Genomic DNA, 20,329 nt, shown 5'->3' on the forward strand with positions numbered 1-20,329 from the left:
CATCGGAAAATACCAGGGGCCCACCGCCACTAGTGGACGAGGCCACTATAATCTGCCCTGATTCGGCCCGACCATGCCCTGGGGAGGAAAGGCCCCTCCGGGAAGAGGCCCCGGGCCGCGTCTTGCACCACGTGAGAACGCCACCGCTTCTCGCGGTGCGCTTGCGTCAAAGGGAGAGAGAAAAAGGAACCCAGCGAGAAGAAGAGGGGAAGGTAGATGACGGAAATCGATATCCATGCCGATGACGTCAAGATGGTGAAGTCGCTGTGCTACTTCTGCCACGCCAACTGCGGCGTCCTTGCATACGTCAAGGACGGAGACGTTATCAAGATCGAGGGCGATCCCGACTACTCGAACCAGGGCGGCCTGTGCTGCCGCGGTACGAGCGCGCTTCTGCACCTCAACCACCCGGCCCGCGTCAACCACGTGCTCAAGCGCGTCGGCGAGAAGGGCGAGGGCAAGTGGGAGCAGGTCGACTACGACCAGGCCATCCAGGAGGTCGCCGACCGCCTGAACCAGATCAAGGCCGAGTCCGGCGCCGAGGCCGTGGCCTCCGCCGGCGGCACGACGCGCACCGACGACTGGGCGCGCCGCCGCTTCCTCAACCAGTTCGGCACGCCCAACGGCTTCCACAACGCGCTTCTGTGCTGGATCCCGACCTTCATGGCCGAGACCTGCGTGGCCGGCTGGTCGCCCTTCGAGACCGACCTGGGCGCCGCCCGCTGCCTCATCCTGTGGGGCATGAACCCCGGCGCGTCCACCCTGGGCGGCATGCACGGCTACTGGGACCTGCACAACGCCGGCATGAAGATGATCGTCGTCGACCCGCGCTACTCCGAGACGGCGTCGAAGGCCGACCTGTGGCTGCCCCTGCGCCCCGGCTCCGACGCGGCGCTGGCCCTGGCCATGCTCAACGTCATCATCTACGAGGGCCTGGTCGACTACGACTTCGTCGGCCAGTGGTGCAGCGGCTTCGACGAGCTCTCCGAGCACGTGGCCCAGTACACGCCTGAGTGGGCGGCCCCCATCACCTGGCTCGAGCCCGAGCAGATCCGCACCGCGGCCCGCATGTACGCCACCAACACCCCCGGCTGCATCCAGTGGGGCTGCACCTGGGACCAGATCGGCCGCGCGTCGACCACCGGCTCCCATGCCATCGCCCTCATGCGCGCCCTCACCGGCAACCTCGACGTCCCCGGCGGCGACGGCATGCCCGGCCCGGCGCTCAACTTCCTCACCGACGAGGAGATGGAGCTCAACGAGCTTCTGCCCGAGGAGCAGCGCGCCAAGCAGATCAGCCGCTTCAAGCTGACCTCCTGGCCCGGCTACTCGCTCATCTCCGACACGGCCAAGCGCACCTGGGGCAAGACCCTGCCCACCGAGTGGTTCTGCGAGGCCCACGGCCCGTCGGTGTTCAAGGCCATCCTCACCGGCGACCCGTATCCGGTGCGCGCCCTCATCTGCAACGCCACCAACCCGGTGAACTCCTACGGCGACGCGAAGATGACCCTCGAGGCCCTCAAGAAGTGCGAGTTCCTCGTCGTCGTCGACTACTGGATGACCCCGACGGCGCTGTTCGCCGACTACGTCTTCCCGGCGGCTGGCGCGCTGGAGCGCCCCACCATCGTCACCCACTACGGCGCCACCGACTCCCTCATGGGCGGCTCGCGCGCCATCCAGCCGAAGTTCGACCGCCACACCGACATGGTGTTCTGGCGCAAGCTCGGCCTGGCCTGCGGCCAGGATCCCGCGAACTGGCCGTGGGAGACCGAGGAGGAGGCCTACTACCACATCATGGAGCCGCTGGGCCTGCCCATCAGCTGCTACGATGACTTCGTCTCGATGATCCGCATGTACTACCCGCCGCTGCACCAGAAGAAGTTCGAGGCCAACGGCGGCTTCTGGACCCCGTCGGGCAAGGTGGAGCTCAACTCCACCATCATGCAGGAGCTCGGCTTCCCGGGCATGCCGGAGTACGTCGGCTGCATCGAGAACGAGATCGACACGCCGGAGCTGTGCGAGGAGTACCCCGTGGTGCTCACCACCGGCGGCGGCTTCATGCCCTACCACCACTCCGAGCACTTCCAGATGCAGGGCATCCGCTACCTGTACCCTGACCCGTACTTCTCCATCAACCCGGCGCTGGCCGAGAAGCTGGGCATCGAGTACGGCGACTGGTGCTGGATCGAGACGCGCCGCGGCCGCATCAAGATGCGCGCCAACGTCGACAACGAGACCCATCCCAACGTGGTGTTCGCGCCGCGCGGCTGGTGGTTCCCCGAGCGCGACGGCTCGGCCGACCTGTCCAACCCCTTCGGCTGCCTGGAGTCCAACGTCAACGTGCTCACCTCGGTCGACGAGGAGGACTGCGATCCCATGGGCGGGTCGTGGGCCAACCGCGGCCTCATGTGCAAGGTGTACAAGTGCGGTGACTTCGACGCCGAGTTCACGGCCGAGGACGCCCAGTTCTCCATCCCGGGCAACGCATCCGAGCCCGGCATCCACGCCAAGCCGAGCGAGCGCCCGCTGGCGCGCGAGCCGCGTCCCTTCACCAAGCCCGAGCCCGAGATCGAGGTCCCGGAGGGCTACGAGTGGGTGTGGCAGAACAACACCCTGTACCAGAAGGGCACCAACTTCCGCCTGGATGAGTCCGGCTGGCTGGTGAACCCGCGCACCAAGGGCTACCACGACGCCTACACCGGCTGGCGCTACGACGCGGCCGGCGAGTACCTGGTCGACGACGAGACCGGCAAGATCTACACCATGGAGCGCGAGGAGATCCCGTTCCTCGGCGGCGTCCGCGGCTACCCCGGCGTCGAGGCGGCCCCGTTCGAGATGCCGGAGCACCTGCGCTGGAACGTCGAGGCCGGCTACGCCATGCTGCCCGACCGCCAGCTGGTCTACGATCCCAACAGCGGCTGGATGATCGACCCGGAGACCGGCGCGTACCATGACGCCTACTACGGCTACAAGTACGACGCCGCCACCCAGCAGCTGGTGGACGAGAACACTGGCACCCGCTACACCATGACCTACGAGCCCGTCGTCGAGTAGAGCGACCGAGGAGGAAGGATAGAGACATGACCCGTTACGTTATGGTCATCGACCAGCGTCGCTGCATCGGCTGCCACTCCTGCACGGTCGCCTGCCGCACGTGGAACGAGCTGCCGCTCGACATCGTCTACAACCCGGTGGTCACCGAGGGCGTCAAGGGCACCTGGCCCAACGTCCACCGCAGCTGGCTGCCCACCCTGTGCATGCACTGCGAGAAGCCGGCCTGCGTGCCGTGCTGCCCGACCGGCGCGTCGCACCAGGACGAGGACGGCGTGGTCTGGATCGACTACGACAAGTGCATGGCCTGCCTGGCCTGCGTGAACGCCTGCCCCTACGGCATGCGCGACCAGTCCAAGCTGCAGCCGCGTCTGCACCAGTTCGTGCGCAAGTGCACGTTCTGCCGCGACCACCGCGCCGCCGACCCGGGCGCCGAGCCCTACTGCGTGGCCACCTGCCACCAGAAGGCCCGCATCTTCGGCGACCTGGACGACCCGAACTCCGAGGTCTCCAAGCTCATCGGCTCCGTGGAGACGGTGCGCCTGATGGAGGACCTCGGCACCGGCCCGCAGATCTACTACATTCCTGAGTTGGGAGGTAAGGCATAATGAGACATCATTACTGGGAGTGGCCCATTCCGACCTACCTGTTCCTGGGCGGCCTGGGCGGCGGCATCTTCTGCCTCGCCGCCATCCTGAGCTTCTTCGTGTTCCCCGGCGTCCCCATGGTGGGCGAGGCGCTGGCGTGGCCCGGGTTCCTCGGCATCTGCGCGCTCGGCCTCGGCTGCGTCATGCTGATCGTCGACCTCGGCCAGCCGATGGTGTTCTACCGCGCCTTCGTCAAGAGCACGAGCGTGCTCGCCTGGGGCGCCCGCTTCCTGACCGTGTGCGCCATCTTCGGCGTGCTGTGGTTCGCGAGCTACGTGCCGTGGGACTGGTTCGCCCCCATCGCGGGCTTCTTCGTGCCGTTCCGCGGCCTTAACCTGGCCATCGCCGGTATCTCGGGCACCTGCATCATGCTCTACACCGGCATCTTCCTGTCGACCCTGAAGGCCCATGCCTTCTGGGCGACTCCGGCCCTGCCCGTGCTGTTCACCGTGTCGGCCCTGTCGACCGCCTGCGCCGCCATCACGCTGTCCATCGGCTGGTGGCCGGCGGTGCCCACCATGGACACCATCGTCACGGCCCTCGTGTGCAACGAGATCCTGCACACCGTCGACATCATCCTGATCGTGGTGGAGATCGTCGTGCTGCTGGTCATGGTGCTGTCCTTCCTGGGCGCCGGCAACAAGACCGCCAACAAGGCGGCCCACCGCTGGGTGCACGGCTCCTACGCGCCGCTGTTCTGGGGCGGCATGATCGTGGGCGGCCTGGCCCTGCCCGAGCTGCTCTACGTCTTCGGCGGCCACAGCGCCGCGTCGACGGTCGTGGCCCCGGTGCTCGTGCTGCTGGGCGGCCTGCTGCTCCGCTTCATGGTGGTGCTCTCCGACGACCGCGCCCCGCTGCCCGGCGAGGACCGCTACTACAACCGCCTGGCCGACAAGGACGACGCCTTCGTCACCGCGTGGAAGTACGGCGAGAACATCTTCTAGACAGTCGTTGCTGACGCGACGGAATTGAAAACAGGGGGCCCGGCTTGCAAAGGCCGGGCCCCTTGCGTATGCTGGCCCCTCACGCATGAGGGCGGTAAGGAGGAGAACGTGGAGGAGTACGTGCTCGAGGACGCGCTGACCGGGGCGACGGTGGCGTTCGACGCGGCGACGGGGGAGGCGCGCCTGGCATCGCCGGGCACGGGGGAGCTGGCGGCGTGCCCGTCGGTGTTCTTCCCGGGCTGCTCGCTCATCAACTACGCGCTGCCGCTGGTCATGGCCGTCTACGACACGCTGCTCGAGGCGGGCAGCGTGGACGGCGCGTCGCTTCTGTGCTGCGGCAAGATCCTCTCCTACGAGCCTGACGGGGATGCCGTGCGCGCCTCCTTCGAGGAGGAGCTGCGCGCGCACGTGGCCGCGGCCGGCGTGGGCCGCATCGTGGCGGCGTGCCCGAACTGCGCGGCCGCCCTGCGCGGCGCCCTCGCCGCCGACGGGGCCACCGCGGCGGTGGAGGTGGTCGCGCTGCCGGCCGAGCTCGCCCGCCTGGGCTACCGCGTCGACGCCGAGGCGGCTGCGCGCCTGGTCGGCGCCGAGGGCCGTCCCGCGCGCCTGGCCGCCCACGACTCGTGCCCCGACCGCGACCGCGGCGAGTTCGCCGACGGCATGCGGGCGCTGCTTCCCGAGGGACTCTGCGTCGAGCCGGCCCACAGCCGATCGCGGTCGCTGTGCTGCGGGTCGCTCCTGCGCGCGGCCGGCAAGTTCGAGGCGGCCGACAAGATGGCCGTCCGCAACGGCGAGGAGGCGGTCGAGGCGGGCGCCGACGCCCTGGTGACGGCGTGTCTGTCCTGCGCCTTCCAGCTGAACATGGCCCAGGCGGCCGTGCCCGCGCTCCACTTCCTGGAGCTGCTCTACGACTGGCGCGTCGACTGGGCGAGCGTGGGGGCGTGGATGAAGCTGCGATTCCTGTTCGGCGAGACGCTCGGCGTGGCCGGCGCCGAGGGCGGCCGGGCCTTCGTGGGCCTGGAGGCCGGCGGCGAGCCCACCGTGGCCGACGAGGCCGCCGTGGAGGCGTCCGAGGACGACCGCGCGCTCAGCGGGGCCGAGGAGGACGCGCGCCACGACGTGACCATGAGCAACGAGGACGTCGAGGTCCTGGGGGAGTAGGAGGAAGCCCGATGGCCATCGAGCAGAGAAAGACCAACTGCCACTTCTGCGGCTACCTGTGCGCCTTCACCGCCACGGTGGAGGACGGCCGCATCACGGCGGTCGAGCCCGACCCGACCCGCTACCCCTACGACCCGCAGGTGCTGGCGGGCTGCCGGCGCTGGCCCATGAATCTGGAGGTGCTCGACGGCGCCGACCGGGTGAACCGCCCGCTGCGGCGCGTCGCGGGCACCGAGCGCGGCGCCGGGGCGTGGGAGGAGGTGTCCTGGGACGAGGCGCTCGACGACATCGCGGCGCGCCTGGAGGCGCTGCGCGCCGAGCACGGCCCGGGCACCCTCGCCTCGATGATCGGCGGCCCGCACACGTCGTTCTGGCCGCTGCACCGCTTCATGACCCTGTTCGGGTCGCCTAACAACATGGGCATCGGGCAGATCTGCTGGAACCCGCGCATCTGGATGGACGTGCTCACCTTCGGCTGGACGGTGGAGGCCGACATCACGGATGAGACCGGCTGCGTCGTCATCTGGGGCACCAACCCCGCCGAGTCGGACAACTCGCTGTTCTGGCGCACGCTGCTCAGGATCGGGCGCTCGGAGGTGCCGCTCGTGGTGATCGACCCGCGCTACACGCGCACGGCCGCCGCGGCCGATATCTGGCTGGCGCCGCGCCCCGGCACCGACTGCGCGCTGGCGCTCGGGATGCTCAACGTCATCATCGCCGAGGGCCTCGCCGACGACGCCTTCGTGGGGGAGTGGTGCCACGGCTTCGACGAGCTGGCGGCGCACGTGGCCCCGTGGACGCCCGAGGCGGTGGCCGCGGAATGCGGCGTGGACGCCGACGACATCCGCCGCGTGGCGCGCCTGTTCGCCGGGCCCTATCCCTCGGCGCTCGTGTCGGGCCGCGGCATCGACCAGGTGGGGCGCTCGGTGGCGCCCACGCACCGGGCCATCTGCTGCCTGCGCGCCATCACCGGCAACGTGGACCGTCCCGGCGCCTGCGTGCTGGCCGAGGGCAGCGACTTCACGCCCGAGGTCGACCTGGAGCTGACCCTGGAGCACGCCGGGGAGCTGGCTGCCCGCTCGCTCAACACCGGCGTCACCCCGCTGCAGAGCTACGACGGCTACGCGCGGGTGGCGGCCCTCACCGAGCGCCTGGGCCGCAAGCTGCCGGCGCGCTACCTCACGTCGGCCCATCCCGACCTGGTGCTGCGCGCCATGGAGACGGGCGAGCCCTACCCGGTGCGCGCCCTCATCGTGGAGGCCACCAACCCCCTGCTCACCTACGCCGACACCCATCGGGTGTTCGACGCGCTCATGGGACTCGACCTCATCGTGGCGCTCGACTACTACCTGACGCCCACGGCGTCCATCGCCGACTTCGTGCTGCCGGCGGCCGGCGCCATGGAGCGCCCCACCTTCCAGGCCCACGGCGGCGTGGCGAACATCGCCTACGGCGGCCCGGCGGCCTGCGCGCCCTACTACGAGCGCAAGGTGGACTACGACGTGTTCCGCGAGCTGGGCCTGCGCCTGGGCCAGGCCGACGAGTGGCCCGAGGAGACGTTCGAAGACGCCATCGCCGCCACGCTCGCGCCCGCCGGCATGGACTGGGATGCCTACTGCGAGCTGGGGCTGTACCACCAGCCGCCGGCCTACGCCAAGCACCTGCTGCCCGGCCCGGACGGCGCCCCCCAGGGCTTCGCCACCGCCACGGGCAGGATCGAGCTGGCGAGCGAGGCGCTCGACGCGCTGGGCGGCCCGCGGCTGCCCGAGCCCGGCGAGCCGCGCCGCCTGTGCTCCGACGCCTTCGTCGCCGAGCGCGAGGCCGCCGGCTGGACGCACCTGCCCCTCATCACCGGCGCGCGCAAGCAGCCCTACAACGCGTCGATGTACTTCAACAACGAGGCCTTCCGCACGCGCCACCCCTACCCGGTGGCCGAGGTGAGCGAGGCCACGGCCGCGGCGCTCGGCCTGTCCGCCGGTGATACGGTGGTCCTGGCCACCGACCATGGCGAGGCGCGCTTCGTTTTGGCTACAATACGTATGAGAGATGGTCTAATAAATGCGGACTACGGATGGTGGCACCCCGAGTGGGCCGCCGGCGCCCCGGCGTTCGGCGGGATGTGGGAGTCCAACGTCAACTGCCTCACGTCGTGCACGGTCGAGGAGGGCGAGCCGATGATAGGCACCTGGTCCTACAACGCCGTTGACTGCATGGTCCGCGCCGACGACCGTCCGCTCACGTGGCAGCCGGGCTTCACGCCCGACCCCGCCGGGAGGTGACGAGCCGCGGCCCAGCCGGGCCGCGCAACGAGGGTATCAGCCGGGCGCCCGCGCCCGAGAGGAGAAGGAGACACACCCGTGACCGAGAAGAAGCAAGCCCTGCTGGTGTTCAGCAAGCCGCCCGTGCCGGGCATGGTGAAGACGCGCCTGACCGTGAAGCACGGCGGGTTCCTCACCGACGAGCAGGCCGCGGAGTTCTTCCGCCGCTCGCTCTACGACGTGAGCGAGGCGTGCATGCACGCGCTCTACGAGCTCCAGGCCGCCAACGACGCGGCCGTGGCCGCCGACCCGACGGCCGACAAGATCACCTACGACTTCTTCGTGTCCACCACGCCGGCGTCCAACGTCGATCTGATGCGCGAGACCTACGAGGCCATCGGCCCGTGGCCCATGGAGATCCACTACCTCACCGACGCGGGCGCCACCTTCGACGACCACTTCGACGATGCCTTCCAGCAGATCTTCGCCCTGGGCTACGACGCCATCGTGTCGGTGGGCGGCGACATCCCCACCCTGCCGAAGTCCCACATCATCCAGGCCTTCCAGTGGATCGACTACTTCGAGTCGCTCGGCACGCCCGGCTTCGTGGCCGCGCCGTGCCAGGAGTGCGGCACGTCGCTGGTGGGCTTCAGCCGTGACACGCCCATGGACCACCAGGGCGTCTACTACAACCTGGACGGCAAGGCGGCGCTCGACGCCTACATGGAGAAGCTCGAGGCCGAGGACATCCCCTGCGCCTACTTCTCGCCCGTGGCCGACATCGACGACCGCACCGACCTGGCCCACGCCATCTCCTGCATGCGCGCCATCGAGCGCGCCGCCAAGTACCAGCACGAGCTGTTCGTGCCGCGCCGCGTGCTCGACTGGGTGGACTTCATGGGCATCACCGTGTGCACCCCGCCCAACGACGAGCACGACCCGCGCCAGTACATCGACAGCGAGGAGTAGGCGATGACCGACGAGAACCGCCGCTTCCTGCACGCGACGGGCGCGCTGTGCCCGACGTGTCTGCGGGAGCTGCCGGCCGAGGTGTACGCCGACGGCGACGGCGTGGTGTGGATGACGCGCACCTGCCCCGACCACGGGCGCCTCGACACGCGCATGTGGCCCGACGCCGACCACTACGAGTGGCTGCGCTCCGAGGCGTTCCCCAAGACGCCGCCGGAGAACACGACGCCGGTCTGCGGGCCGTGCCCCAAGGGCTGCGGCACCTGCGGCCGCCACGAGCGGCGCGGGACGCTGCTGGAGATCGAGGTCACGCGCAACTGCAACCTGCGCTGCCCCGTGTGCTTCGCCAGCGCCGAGGGCAACGAGGACGACCCGACCCTCGACGAGATCGACGCCATGTACGACGTGATCGCCGACGCGGTGGGCACCGACGGCGCCGTGCAGATCACCGGCGGCGAGCCGACGTGCCGCAAGGATCTGGCCGAGATCATCTACCGCGGGCGCCAGAAGGGCTTTTGGGGCATCGAGATCAACACGAACGGCCTGGTCATCGCCGCGCGCGACGGGTACCTGGAAGAGCTGGTGGCCGCCGGCCTCACCGGCGTGTACCTGTCCTTCGACGGGCTGACGGGCGACGTGTACGAGGCCACCTGCGGCCGCGACATCCTGGACGTCAAGCTCAAGGTGATCGAGCGCTGCCGCGCCGCGGGCATCCAGTGCGTGCTGTCGGTGGCCGTGGTGGCCGGCGTGAACGACGGCCAGCTCGGCGACCTTCTGCGCTTCTGCCTGGAGAACTCGGACGTGGTGGCGGGGCTCGCCCTGCAGCCGGCCTTCACATCGGGCCGCTTCGACGCCGAGCGCGCGCTGCCCATGAGCTCGGGCGACGTCATCTTCGCCCTGGCCGAGCAGTCCGACGGGCTCTTGGAGCCCCGCGACATCTGGCCGCTCGGCTGCTCGAACCCGCTCTGCGACACCGGCGTGTTCCTGGTGAAGGACGCCGCGGCCGCGCACCCGTCGGGCTTCTACCCGGCCACGCGCGCCATGACCATGGAGGAGTACGCCGCCGGCTACAGCCCCGACAGCCCCCAGGGCTCGGTGTTCCTCGACATCCTGTACAAGAAGGGCGTCGAGGTGAAGACGGGGCTGTCCGTCATCATCATGAACTACATGGACGCCGTGTCCATGGACACCCAGCGCCTGCGCGAGTGCTCGATGATGGTGACCGTGCCCGACGGCCGCGCCATCCCGTTCTGCTCCTACCACCTGACCGACGCCGCCGGCAAGCGCGTCTACCCGCCCTGGGGCAAGGAGGAGCTGCGCGGAGTGGGGGATCGCTAGACCGGGGGACGGCCGGCGGCGGCGTGGGGCTGCGCTCAGAAGCTGCGCAGCCTTCGCTTCGCCCCACGCCGCCGCCGGCCTCGCCGTTCTTCGGACGATGCCGCAAGCCGCGAGAGGGGAGGGGTGGCGGCGGTGCTCACCAAGCGAGTTCCGCACGAGCCGAACAGCCCAGTGGGCTGTTCGTGCGAGCCAGGACTGTCTGAGCGACTGAGTGCCGCCGTCACCCCTCCCCACAGGTACGATAGAAGGAAGAGAAGTGGCTGACTACAAGATAACGAACGATCCCGCGCGGTGCGTCAAGTGCGGGCTGTGCGTGGCGTTCTGCCCGTGCTACGTGCTGGAGGAGGGGCCCGACGGGCACCCCTTCGCGGCGCACCCCGACCAGTGCGTGGGCTGCACCACCTGCGCGGGCAACTGCCCGCGGCGGGCGCTCACCGTGGAGGCCATCGGCGACGCGACCTTCGACCCCTACGCCGACGAGCCGCGCGCCGAGCCGCTCGACGCCGCGCGCCGCGAGGAGCTCGCGGGCTACCAGCGCTCGATCATGGCGTCGCTGGGGCTGCGCTGGCAGCCGGTGGCCGTGGGCCTCATCGCGGCCGATGAGCCGCTGCCCGACGTGCCCATGCCCCCGGAGAACCTGCGCTTCTGCCAGGCCATGATGGCCGCGCGCCGGGGCGCGTCCATCCTCATGCCGCCGCATCGCCACTCCTGCCCCGACGGCACGTCCATCTTCGGCATGACCGGCGTGCCCGAGAAGCTGGCCACGGGCGAGATCTACGTGCTGTTCCACAAGGTGGTCGACGCCGAGGCCGCGGCCCGCATGGTGGCCGAGCGCCCGACGCTGCCGCCGAAGAGCCGCCGCGCCACCTACGTGGCGCCGCTCGACGCGACGGTGCGCGAGCCCGAGGTGGTGGTGTTCACCGGCACGCCCGAGCAGATGATGTGGCTTTGCATGTCCATGAGCTACTACACGGGGCACCGCCACGACTTCCACGCGAGCGGCTTCAACTCGATGTGCGTCGAGGCCGTGCTGCTGCCGCTGGCCAACGACGAGCCCAACATCACCTTCGGCTGCTACGGCTGCCGCGCCGCGAGCGACATCGGCGAGGACATGATGTTCATGGGCGTGCCCACGCGCCTGCTGCCCCAGATAGCCCAGGGAGCCGCGGAGCTGGCCAAGAAGGCCATCCCCGACTCCCGCAACAAGATCTACGTCCCGCCCATCATGTAGGGCGCCCCGCCCGCCGCGGCGGGGGAGGGGGCGCGTCAGCCGGCTCGCGCCGCCCTGGCGTCGAGCCGGGCGGGTCGCGTTGGCGAGAGGAGAGCTCATGGCCGATCTGTTCACGCTGAGGGCGGCGGTGGAGGCCGACCGGCCGTATCTCGACGCGTACTGCTGGAACGAGGGGATGGACAACCTGCCCTCGCTCGAGCGCGTCACCGTGGCCGCCAACGCCGACGATGAGCCGGTGGGCTTCATCCGCATCGCGCTGGGCGCCAACGGGGCGGCGCACGTGAACCCCGTGGTGACCCACGCGTCCTGGCGCGGGTACGGCGTCGGCCGCGCGCTCATGGAGGCCGCGGCCGCCGAGCACGGCGAGCTGCGGCTCGTGGCCCGCGGCGCGTCGGTGCCCTTCTACGACGCCCTCGGCTTCGAGGAGTGCGACTGGGGCCTCATCGACACCTCGGTCACCGAGAACTGCGAGGGCTGCGAGCTCGTCGACGAGTGCAATCCCAAGCCCATGCGGCGAGGATAGCAGAAGGAGAAGGGGCGCCGGGAGCGATGTCCTGGCGCCCCTTTCTGCCTAGGGAAGTTCGAGCGGCGCGCCCACGGGGGCGTAGGCGCCGTGGTGGATGCAGAGCAGCGTCTCGACGGGGGCGAGGCGGCCGGCGTCGTCGCGCGAGCCGCGGGTGGCGGCGCGCGTCACCTCGCCGATGACGAGCAGGTGGTCGCCGGCCTCCTGGACGGAGCGCACCGCGCACGCCTCCCACGAGAGCGCCATCGCCGGCACCGGCACGAGCGCGGCCCCGTCGGCGCTCTCGCCCGGCGCGTCTGCGGCCGGCACCGCGGCGTCCTCGTCCTCCGCATCCTCCGCCGGCGCGGCCCCGCCGGCTGCCACCAGCACGTAGTCCACGGCGGCGGCCTTGTCGAAGGCGTGGCCGGTGCGGTTGCCGCAGAGCTCGGCCAGGCGCGCCGCATCGGCATCGGCGGGCAGCGTGGCCAGGCTGAACGCTCCCGACTCTCGCAGGAGCCCCATGGTGTGCGACCGCGCGCGCAGGGCGAGGGCGACAAGCGGCGGGGTGTGGGACACCGGCGTCGCCCAGATGATGGTGGCGAACCCGACTTCCCCGCCGGTTCCGCGCGCGCCGACGATCACGAGGGGGCGCGGGTCGTGGATAGCCGCGATGTCGCGGCCGCAGGCGGGCTCAAGCGCGGCGGGGAAGGCGGGCAGCTCGGGCATGGGGGCCTCCTCGGAAGACGGGCGGCGCCTGCCGCCGCGGAAGACGAGGGGCCGCGCATACCAGCGGCCCCTCGGACAGGTCTGATGGCGGCGCGCTCCTACTCGGCGGCGCCGTGGGAGCACACGGGCGCCTCGGGCAGCTCGATGCCCAGGGCGTCGGCAGCGTCGACGCGCAGCTCCTCCAGGGTGAGCTGGTAGCACGCCAGGGCGTCGATCCAGCGGCGCAGGCAGCGGTAGCCCTTGTCGGTGAGCGTGAACAGGCGCTTGGCCGAGCCCTCCTCGGGGGTGTCCCACGCGGACGTGACCAGGCCGGCTTCCTCCATGCGCTTGAGCGCCCGGTAGATGCCCGTCGCGTCGGGCTTCTTGCCGCCGAACATGGGGGAGTGGGCCGCCTGCTGCACGATGATGTAGCCGTGCATGGGCTCGCCGTGCTTCGCCATGAGCGTCAGGATGGTGGGCTGGGACAGCCGGTTGAGCGACTTGCCCAGCTCGGCGCATTCCTTCAGGTCTTCATCGGATTTCGGGTGGCAGCTGCTCCACATGGGCGGGCCCTCTCTCATCGTTCGGCGGTCTGGAACACGGGCCCATTCTCGCATAACTATTTGCAGGGTGCGAATAGTTTCTCGCTGAAGGCGTCGCCGGCGGGAGGGGCGGGCGCGCCGGGGCCCGCGCGCCGCGGCCGTCCGCCCGGCGCGGGAGGGCGTCGGGCGGGTGTTTACCGGGGCGAAACATCGCCGCCCGCCCGGTGCCCTACAATGGTCGGCGGAATTCCCGCGCCCCGGCGCCGCGCCCGCGGCCGGCCGGCGACGCACGTCACCTGACAGGAGCGCTTATGTGCGGAATCGTGGGCTACACGGGGGCCGACGCGGCCCAGGGCATCCTCATCGAGGGGCTGACGCGGCTGGAGTACCGCGGCTACGACTCGGCGGGCGTCGCCATCGAGCAGGACGGCGCGCTCCAGGTGGTCTGCCGCAAGGGGAAGGTGTCGGGGCTCGTCCACACGCTGTCCCACTTCGACTTCGCGGGCACCTGCGGCATCGGCCACACGCGCTGGGCCACCCACGGCCGGCCCTCCGAGGCCAACGCGCATCCCCATACCTCGTGCGCCGGCGACATCGCCGTGGTGCACAACGGCATCATCGAGAACTTCGCCGAGCTGCGCGAGGAGCTCGCCGCGCGCGGCCACGCCTTCAAGAGCGACACCGACACCGAGGTGGTCGCCCACCTGGTGGAGGAGGCCTACGCCGACGTGGGCGACCTCCAGGCGGCCGTCGCCCACGCCGCGGGCCGCCTCATTGGCGCCTACGGCCTGGCCGTCGTCTGCGCCTACGAGCCCGGCGTCATCATCGTCACTCGCAAGGACTCGCCCATCGTGGTGGGCCGCGGCGAGCGCGGCAGCTACGTCGCGAGCGACATCATCGCCATGATCGACGCCACGCGCGACGTGGTGGTGCTCGCCGACGGCCAGGTGGCGCGCCTCACGCCGGACGCCATCGCCTTCTTCGACGAGGCCGGCCGGCCCCTCGATCCCCCCGTCACCCACGTGGACTGGGACCTGGACGTGGCCGAGAAGGGCGGCTACCCCGACTTCATGCTCAAGGAGATCCACGAGCAGCCGCGCGTCATCCGCGACACCCTGGCCGGGCGCCTGTCCGCCGGCGCGCTGGAGATCGACGAGCTCGACCTGTCGCCCGAGGAGCTCGACCTCATCGACCGCGTCTACGTCATCGCCTGCGGCACGTCGTACCACGCCGGCCTCATCGCGAAGAACCTCATCGAGGCGTGGGCGCGCATCCCCTGCGAGGTGGAGGTGGCCAGCGAGTTCCGCTACCGCAACCCCATCATCACGCCGACGACGCTGGTGGTGGCCGTGTCGCAGTCGGGCGAGACGGCCGACACCCTGGCCGCCATCCGCGATGCGCGCGTGAAGGGCGCCAAGGTGTTCGGCATCACCAACGTGGTGGGCAGCCCCGTGGCGCGCGAGTCCGACGGCGTCATCTACACCAAGGCCAACAAGGAGATCGCCGTGGCCTCCACGAAGAGCTTCCTCGGCCAGGTGGTCTCGCTCACCCTGCTGGCGATGCTTCTGGCCCAGGCCAAGGGCAAGCTCAAGACGAGCCAGGTGCGCCTGCTGTTCCGCGAGCTGGCCGACACCGCCGAGCAGGTCGAGCGCATCCTGGCCGACGACGCGGCCATCCAGGAGGCGGCGCTGGCCTGCAAGGACGCGTCGAGCGCGCTGTTCATCGGCCGCGGCATGGGCGCGGCGGTCAGCTACGAGGGCGCCCTCAAGCTCAAGGAGATCAGCTACCTGCACGCCGAGGCCTACGCCGCCGGCGAGATGAAGCACGGCCCCATCGCGCTGGTGGACGAGGGGTTCCCCGTCATCGCCATCGCCACAAAGAGCCCCGTCTACGACAAGGTGGTGTCCAACCTCCAGGAGGCGAAGGCCCGCGGCGCCATGGTGGTGGCCGTCGCCACCGAGGGAGACGAGGACATCCGGGCGCATGCCGACCACGTCATCTACATCCCGAAGGTGCGCGACGCGTTCTCGGCCATCACGGCGAGCGTGCCGCTGCAGCTGTTCGCCCGCGCCATCGCCGTGGCCCGCGGCTGCGATGTCGACCAGCCCCGCAACCTGGCGAAGTCGGTCACGGTAGAATAGGGGCGTGCGCGCCTTGGGGCCCCGCGTCCGCCCGCGGCGGAGGTCCGGCGCCACGCGGGCGCCGGCGTGCGGCGCGCCGAGGCAGAGGGAAGGAAGCGAAGATGGCCCAGAGCAAGCGATCCCGCGAGATGGTGGAGGGGGCGCTCGGCATCCCCATGGCGTCTGACCAGGTGGGGCTGGGGGTGGATATCGTCGAGATAGCGCGGGTGCGCGCCATCCTGCATCGCAGCCCCGCCTTCGCGCGACGCGCGTTCTCGGAGGAGGAGCGCGCCTACTGCGACGCCAAGGCCAACCCCGAGGCGCACTACGCCACGCGCTTCGCCGCCAAGGAGGCGGTGCTCAAGGCGCTCGGCACCGGCTTCGCCGACGGCATCGGGCCGCGCGACGTGGAGGTGCGGCGCACCAAGAAGGGCAAGCCCTACGTGGTGCTCTCCGGGCGCGCCCGCGACGCGGCGCGGGCCCAGGGGGTGCGCGAGGTGCCCATCTCGCTGTCGTTCACCCACAGCGAGGCCGTGGCCTGCGCCATGGCCATCACCCAGGACGCCGTCACGGCCGCGAAGAGGCGCGAGGACCCGATGGAGGAGCTGACGCGCCAGTTCAAGGACGCCCGCAGCCTCCTCGACGAGCTGCCCGCGTCCGGCCCCGGGGCCGCGGGCGCGGGGGCGCCGGATGCCGCGGCGGGCGCCGCCCCGGAGGTCGCCGCGAGCGCGCCGGGCGCCGGGGACGCGCGATGAGCGAGCCGGCCGCCGAGCGGTGGGACGACGCGCGGCTGGCGGCGCTTCTGCCCTGGCCGGCGCCGGACGCGAACAAGTACGCCCGCGGGGCGCTCGCCGTGGTGGGCGGCTGCGCGCGCTACCCGGGCGCGGCCTGCCTGGCCGCCGCCGCGGGCCAGCGCGCCGGCGCCGGCTACGTGACGGTGGTGTGCGCGCCCGAGTCCCTGGCCGTCGTGCGCGGATTCCGCCCCTCGCTGGTCGCGCGCTCCTGGGAGGGCTGGCAGGCCGCCGACCTGCCCGCGGCGCGCCCCGCCCGCCCGGCCGCCGCCGTCGTGGGGCCGGGGCTCGACCCGGCCGACGACGCCTGCGCGCGCCTCGCGCTCGCCGTGCTGGCCGCGGCTGCCTCGCCGCTGCTCGTCGACGGCGGCGCGCTGGCGGCGCTCGCGACGGGGGAGGGCCGCGCGCTCGCGGCGGCCCGCGCCGCCCAGGGCCGCGTGACGGTGCTCACGCCCCATGGCGGCGAGGCGGCCCGCCTCGCCCGCGGCGCGCGCATCGGCGGGGACGCGGCCGCCGACCCCGCGCGCCTGGCCGCCGCCCTCGCCCGCGCCTACGGGGCCGTCTGCGTGCTCAAGGGCCCCGACACCCACGTCTCGGACGGCGCGCGCACCGTGCTGGTGGACCGCGGGACCGCCGCGCTGGCCAAGGCCGGGACGGGGGACGTGCTGGCCGGCGTCGTGGGCGCGCTTTTGGCCCAGGGCGCGTCGCTGCTCGAGGCGGCGGTGCTCGGCGCGACGCTCCACGCCGAGGCGGGGTGCGCGGCCGCCGACCGCATGACCGCCATCGGCGTCGTCCCTGAGGACGTCGTCGACGCGCTCCCCGAGGCCGTCCGCCGCCTCGCCGCCGCCGGGTAGGCGCCCGCGCCGCCTGGCTTCGCCGCGGGCGTCCCGTCCGTCTTCCGCGCCTTCCCTTCCGCATCCTGCCGCGGGCGTCCGCCGCGCCTTCCGCGCCTCTCCGCATCCTGCCGCCGGCGCCCCGCCCATCTTCCGCGCCTCTTCCCCTGCCCTTTCCGCCCGCGCCGCGCGGCAGGGGGAAACGGCGCCCCCTCGCTCCGCTGACCGCTCATCAACGGCTCCCCCTCGCCACCTGCGACGCGCCCGCCCGGCCCAACAATGGCGCCAGAAGGGCATTCATCGAACGAAGGAGCGTGATCGCAAATGGATGCAACCAGCAAGCGCGACTGGGGGATGTTCGCCGCGGGCATCGCCCTGGTCATCGTGGGATTCGTGTGCCTGTGGGCACCGGGGCTGACCCTGCTGAGCGTCGCCGCCATCGTCGGCGCCATGTTCTTGGTGGTGGGCGTCTTCGACGTCTACGCCTACGCGCGGTACCGCAAGTCCATGAGCCTGTCGGGATGGCTCGTCGCCTACGCCCTGTGCGACATCGTCCTGGGCGTCATGTTCCTGGCCAACCCCGTCATCGCGGCCGAGGTCGTCCCCTGGGTGGCCGGCGCGTTCATGGCGGCCTACGGCGTCTTCCAGATTTTCGCGGCCGTGCGGCTGCGCACCGCCATCAGCTGGGGCTGGCTCATCGCCAGCGGCGTGCTGAGCGTCCTGTGCGGCATCTGCTTCTTCGTGTGGCCCGGCTCGTTCGCCATCTTCCTCGGGTTCTTCCTGATGATGCGTGGCGTCACCCTGGCGGTCTACGGGGCCACGCCCCAGGCCGAGCTCGGCGGCGACACGACGGCGCACCACGTGGCCTAGCCGGCGCGCCCGGCGCCCGCCGGGCCGCCCCTCCGGCGCCCCGGCGTGGTAACATGATCGACTGATGAGGCCGAGGGGCCCGGTGGATTCCGGGCCCCTCTCATGCGCGGGACGGGACGCGCCCCGGGCGCCCCGCGCGGCGCGCCTGAGGGGCTCGCCGCCCGCCGGGCCGGCCGTCGAAGCGAAGGAAGGGACGTCGCCATGGAAAACGAGCAGGGGTCGCTCTTGGACGAGAAGGCGCTGGCCGAGGCCGCCACCGATCCGGCCGCCCGCGTCGAGGCGCTGCGCCGCGAGATCGAGCACAACTCCTACCTCTACTATGCCCTCGACGCGCCGGTGCTCTCCGACGCGGCCTTCGACTCGCTCATGCGCGAGCTGCGCGAGCTGGAGGCGGCCCACCCCGAGCTCATTGACCCGACCTCGCCCACCCAGCGCGTCGGCGGCTACGTGGGCGAGCAGTTCGCCCCCGTGCGTCACGCGCGGCGCATGTACTCGCTCGACAACGCCATGGACTTAGGCGAGCTCGACGCGTGGATGGAGCGCGTCGTCGAGGACTTCGGCCACTTTCCGCCCATGGACTGTGAGCTCAAGATCGACGGCAGCTCCATCGCGCTCACCTACGAGGACGGCGTGCTCGTGCGCGCCGCCACCCGCGGCGACGGCACCACCGGCGAGGACGTGACGGCCAACATGCGCACGGTGAAGGACGTGCCGCTGCGGCTGCGCCCCGAGGCGCTCGGCGCCATCGCCGACCGGACGGCCCCGCTCGAGCTGCGCGGCGAGGTCTACCTGTCCAAGGCCAGCTTCGAGCGGCTCAACCTGGCGGCCGAGGCCAACGGCAAGGCGCCCTTCGCCAACCCGCGCAACGCCGCCGCCGGCAGCCTGCGCCAGAAGGACCCCAAGATCACCCAGGGCCGCGAGCTGTCCACCTTCATGTACGCCATCGCCGAGGACGGCGCGCTTTCCGTGCCCGGCCAGTACCAGCTGCTCGAGTGGCTGCGCGAGGCCGGCTTCCACGTGAACCCCGACGTGGAGCTCTGCGAGAGCGCCGAGGCGGTGCGCGCCTTCTGCGAGCGCGCCCTCGAGCGCCGCGAGCAGCTTCCCTACGAGATCGACGGCGTGGTGGTGAAGGTGAACGCCTTCGCCCAGCAGGAGGCCCTCGGGTTCACGGCCCGCGCGCCGCGCTGGGCCATCGCCTTCAAGTTCCCGCCCGAGGAGAAGACGACGCTTCTGCGCGACATCACCGTGCAGGTGGGGCGCACCGGCGCGCTCACGCCCGTGGCCGAGCTGGCGCCGGTGGTGGTGGCCGGCTCGACCGTGGCCCGCGCCACCCTGCACAACCTCGACGAGGTGCACCGCAAGGACGTGCGCGTGGGCGACACCGTGGTGGTGCGCAAGGCCGGCGACGTGATCCCCGAGGTGCTCGGCCCGGTGCTGTCGCTGCGCCCGGACGGCGCGGCGCCCTGGGCCATGCCCGACGTGTGCCCGAGCTGCGGCTCGCCCGTCATCCGCGAGGAGGGCGAGGTGGCGTTCCGCTGCATCTCCATCGACTGCCCGGCCCAGGCCCAGGAGCGGCTGCTCCACTGGGCGAGCCGCGGCGCGCTCGACATCGACGGCATGGGCGAGGAGATCGTCACGCGGCTCGTGGAGGTGGGGCGGCTCACCGACGTGGCCGACTACTACTCGCTCGACGAGGTGGAGCTCGCGCTGCTCGACATGGGCCGCGTGAACAAGGAGGGCCAGCCCATCCGCCTGGGCGCCACCATCGCCGCCAAGCTGGTGGCCGCCATCGAGGCCAGCCGCACGCGCCCCTTCGCCCGCGTGCTGTTCGGCCTGGGCATCCGGCACGTGGGCAAGACCACGGCCGAGGCCCTGGCCGGGGCGTTTCCCTCCATCGACGCGCTTGCCGCCGCCACCGAGGAGGAGCTGGCCGCCGTCGACGGCATCGGCCCCAAGATCGCCCGTAGCGCCTACGTGTTCCTGCGTGTGCCCGAGAACGCGGCCGTCATCGACCGACTGCGCGCCGCCGGCGTGCGCCTGGCCGAGGAGGCCCCGGCGCCCGGCGAGGAGCGCCCGCAGACGCTGGCCGGGCTCACCTTCGTGCTGACCGGCTCGCTCGTGGAGAGCGGCATGACCCGCGACGAGGCGGGGGCGGCCCTGAAGGCGCTCGGCGCCAAGGTGTCGGGCAGCGTGTCGAAGAAGACGAGCTACGTGGTGGCCGGCGAGGCCGCCGGGTCGAAGTACGACAAGGCGGTGTCGCTTGGCGTGCCGGTGCTCGACGAGGCGGCGCTGCTGCGCGTTCTGGAGACGGGCGAGCCGCCGGCCGCCGAGCCCGCCGAGTAGCGCCGGGCCCGCCCCCGCGGGCGG

At 71.6% G+C, this 20,329-nt stretch carries 16 protein-coding genes; 14 read left to right on the top strand and 2 right to left on the bottom strand.

The features are described from left to right. Window positions 1-216 precede the first annotated feature (216 nt). The 9 genes from LPT13_RS04500 (at window position 217) to LPT13_RS04540 (ending at window position 12,122) form a co-directional block, all read left to right on the top strand. Window positions 217-3,054: a molybdopterin-dependent oxidoreductase gene (locus LPT13_RS04500; protein ID WP_242163938.1), complete on the top strand. Its 2,838-nt coding sequence runs from the start codon at window positions 217-219 to the stop codon at window positions 3,052-3,054. Window positions 3,055-3,080: 26 nt separating this feature from the next. Further along, window positions 3,081-3,659, top strand: coding sequence for a 4Fe-4S dicluster domain-containing protein (locus LPT13_RS04505; RefSeq protein ID WP_242163940.1), 579 nt, complete (start codon window positions 3,081-3,083; stop codon window positions 3,657-3,659). Then, the gene (nrfD, locus tag LPT13_RS04510; protein ID WP_242163942.1) at window positions 3,659-4,642 is read left to right on the top strand and encodes an NrfD/PsrC family molybdoenzyme membrane anchor subunit; all 984 of its coding nucleotides are present in this window, start codon (window positions 3,659-3,661) and stop codon (window positions 4,640-4,642) included. The genes LPT13_RS04505 and nrfD overlap by 1 nt, the downstream gene beginning before the upstream one ends. Before the next feature lie 108 nt (window positions 4,643-4,750). Beyond that, complete coding sequence (locus tag LPT13_RS04515; RefSeq protein WP_242163944.1) at window positions 4,751-5,803, top strand: heterodisulfide reductase-related iron-sulfur binding cluster; 1,053 nt, start codon at window positions 4,751-4,753, stop codon at window positions 5,801-5,803. A gap of 11 nt (window positions 5,804-5,814) precedes the next feature. Beyond that, a complete protein-coding gene (locus tag LPT13_RS04520) occupies window positions 5,815-8,082 on the top strand; it encodes a molybdopterin-containing oxidoreductase family protein (protein WP_242163947.1) in 2,268 nt (755 codons plus the stop codon). Window positions 8,083-8,160: 78 nt separating this feature from the next. Beyond that, on the top strand, window positions 8,161-9,030 hold the full coding sequence (locus tag LPT13_RS04525; RefSeq protein WP_242163949.1) for a TIGR04282 family arsenosugar biosynthesis glycosyltransferase: 870 nt from the start codon (window positions 8,161-8,163) through the stop codon (window positions 9,028-9,030). A 3-nt stretch (window positions 9,031-9,033) separates the two neighbouring features. Then, complete coding sequence (locus tag LPT13_RS04530; protein WP_242163950.1) at window positions 9,034-10,368, top strand: radical SAM protein; 1,335 nt, start codon at window positions 9,034-9,036, stop codon at window positions 10,366-10,368. 256 nt (window positions 10,369-10,624) lie between these two features. Further along, window positions 10,625-11,599 (top strand): DUF169 domain-containing protein, encoded by a 975-nt coding sequence (locus LPT13_RS04535; protein ID WP_242163952.1) that lies wholly within the window; start codon window positions 10,625-10,627, stop codon window positions 11,597-11,599. A 97-nt stretch (window positions 11,600-11,696) separates the two neighbouring features. Next, window positions 11,697-12,122, top strand: a complete 426-nt coding sequence (locus LPT13_RS04540) for a GNAT family N-acetyltransferase (RefSeq protein WP_242163954.1) — start codon at window positions 11,697-11,699, stop codon at window positions 12,120-12,122. 48 nt (window positions 12,123-12,170) lie between these two features. On the opposite strand, the gene LPT13_RS04545 is transcribed toward LPT13_RS04540, so the two are convergent. Beyond that, the gene (locus tag LPT13_RS04545; protein WP_242163956.1) at window positions 12,171-12,827 is read right to left on the bottom strand and encodes a flavin reductase family protein; all 657 of its coding nucleotides are present in this window, start codon (window positions 12,825-12,827) and stop codon (window positions 12,171-12,173) included. Between the two features lie 98 nt (window positions 12,828-12,925). Next, window positions 12,926-13,369 carry a PadR family transcriptional regulator gene (locus LPT13_RS04550; RefSeq protein WP_242163958.1) on the bottom strand — a complete coding sequence of 148 codons (444 nt, stop codon included), beginning with the start codon at window positions 13,367-13,369 and terminating at the stop codon, window positions 12,926-12,928. Window positions 13,370-13,659: 290 nt separating this feature from the next. On the opposite strand from LPT13_RS04550, the gene glmS reads away from it, so the two are divergent. From glmS to ligA, 5 genes are all read left to right on the top strand, one after another. Further along, window positions 13,660-15,489 carry a glutamine--fructose-6-phosphate transaminase (isomerizing) gene (glmS, locus tag LPT13_RS04555; RefSeq protein WP_242163960.1) on the top strand — a complete coding sequence of 610 codons (1,830 nt, stop codon included), beginning with the start codon at window positions 13,660-13,662 and terminating at the stop codon, window positions 15,487-15,489. A 101-nt stretch (window positions 15,490-15,590) separates the two neighbouring features. Next, window positions 15,591-16,223, top strand: coding sequence for a holo-ACP synthase (gene acpS, locus LPT13_RS04560; protein WP_242163963.1), 633 nt, complete (start codon window positions 15,591-15,593; stop codon window positions 16,221-16,223). Beyond that, the gene (locus LPT13_RS04565; protein WP_242163965.1) at window positions 16,220-17,113 is read left to right on the top strand and encodes an NAD(P)H-hydrate dehydratase; all 894 of its coding nucleotides are present in this window, start codon (window positions 16,220-16,222) and stop codon (window positions 17,111-17,113) included. Before acpS ends, LPT13_RS04565 begins: the two co-directional genes overlap by 4 nt. 303 nt (window positions 17,114-17,416) lie before the next feature. After that, on the top strand, window positions 17,417-17,962 hold the full coding sequence (locus tag LPT13_RS04570; RefSeq protein ID WP_242163966.1) for an HdeD family acid-resistance protein: 546 nt from the start codon (window positions 17,417-17,419) through the stop codon (window positions 17,960-17,962). A gap of 201 nt (window positions 17,963-18,163) precedes the next feature. After that, the gene (gene ligA, locus LPT13_RS04575) at window positions 18,164-20,305 is read left to right on the top strand and encodes an NAD-dependent DNA ligase LigA (RefSeq protein ID WP_242163967.1); all 2,142 of its coding nucleotides are present in this window, start codon (window positions 18,164-18,166) and stop codon (window positions 20,303-20,305) included. Window positions 20,306-20,329 lie beyond the last annotated feature (24 nt).

Source organism: Adlercreutzia faecimuris (genome assembly GCF_022669055.1).
Taxonomy (GTDB): Bacteria; Actinomycetota; Coriobacteriia; order Coriobacteriales; family Eggerthellaceae; genus Enterorhabdus; species Enterorhabdus faecimuris.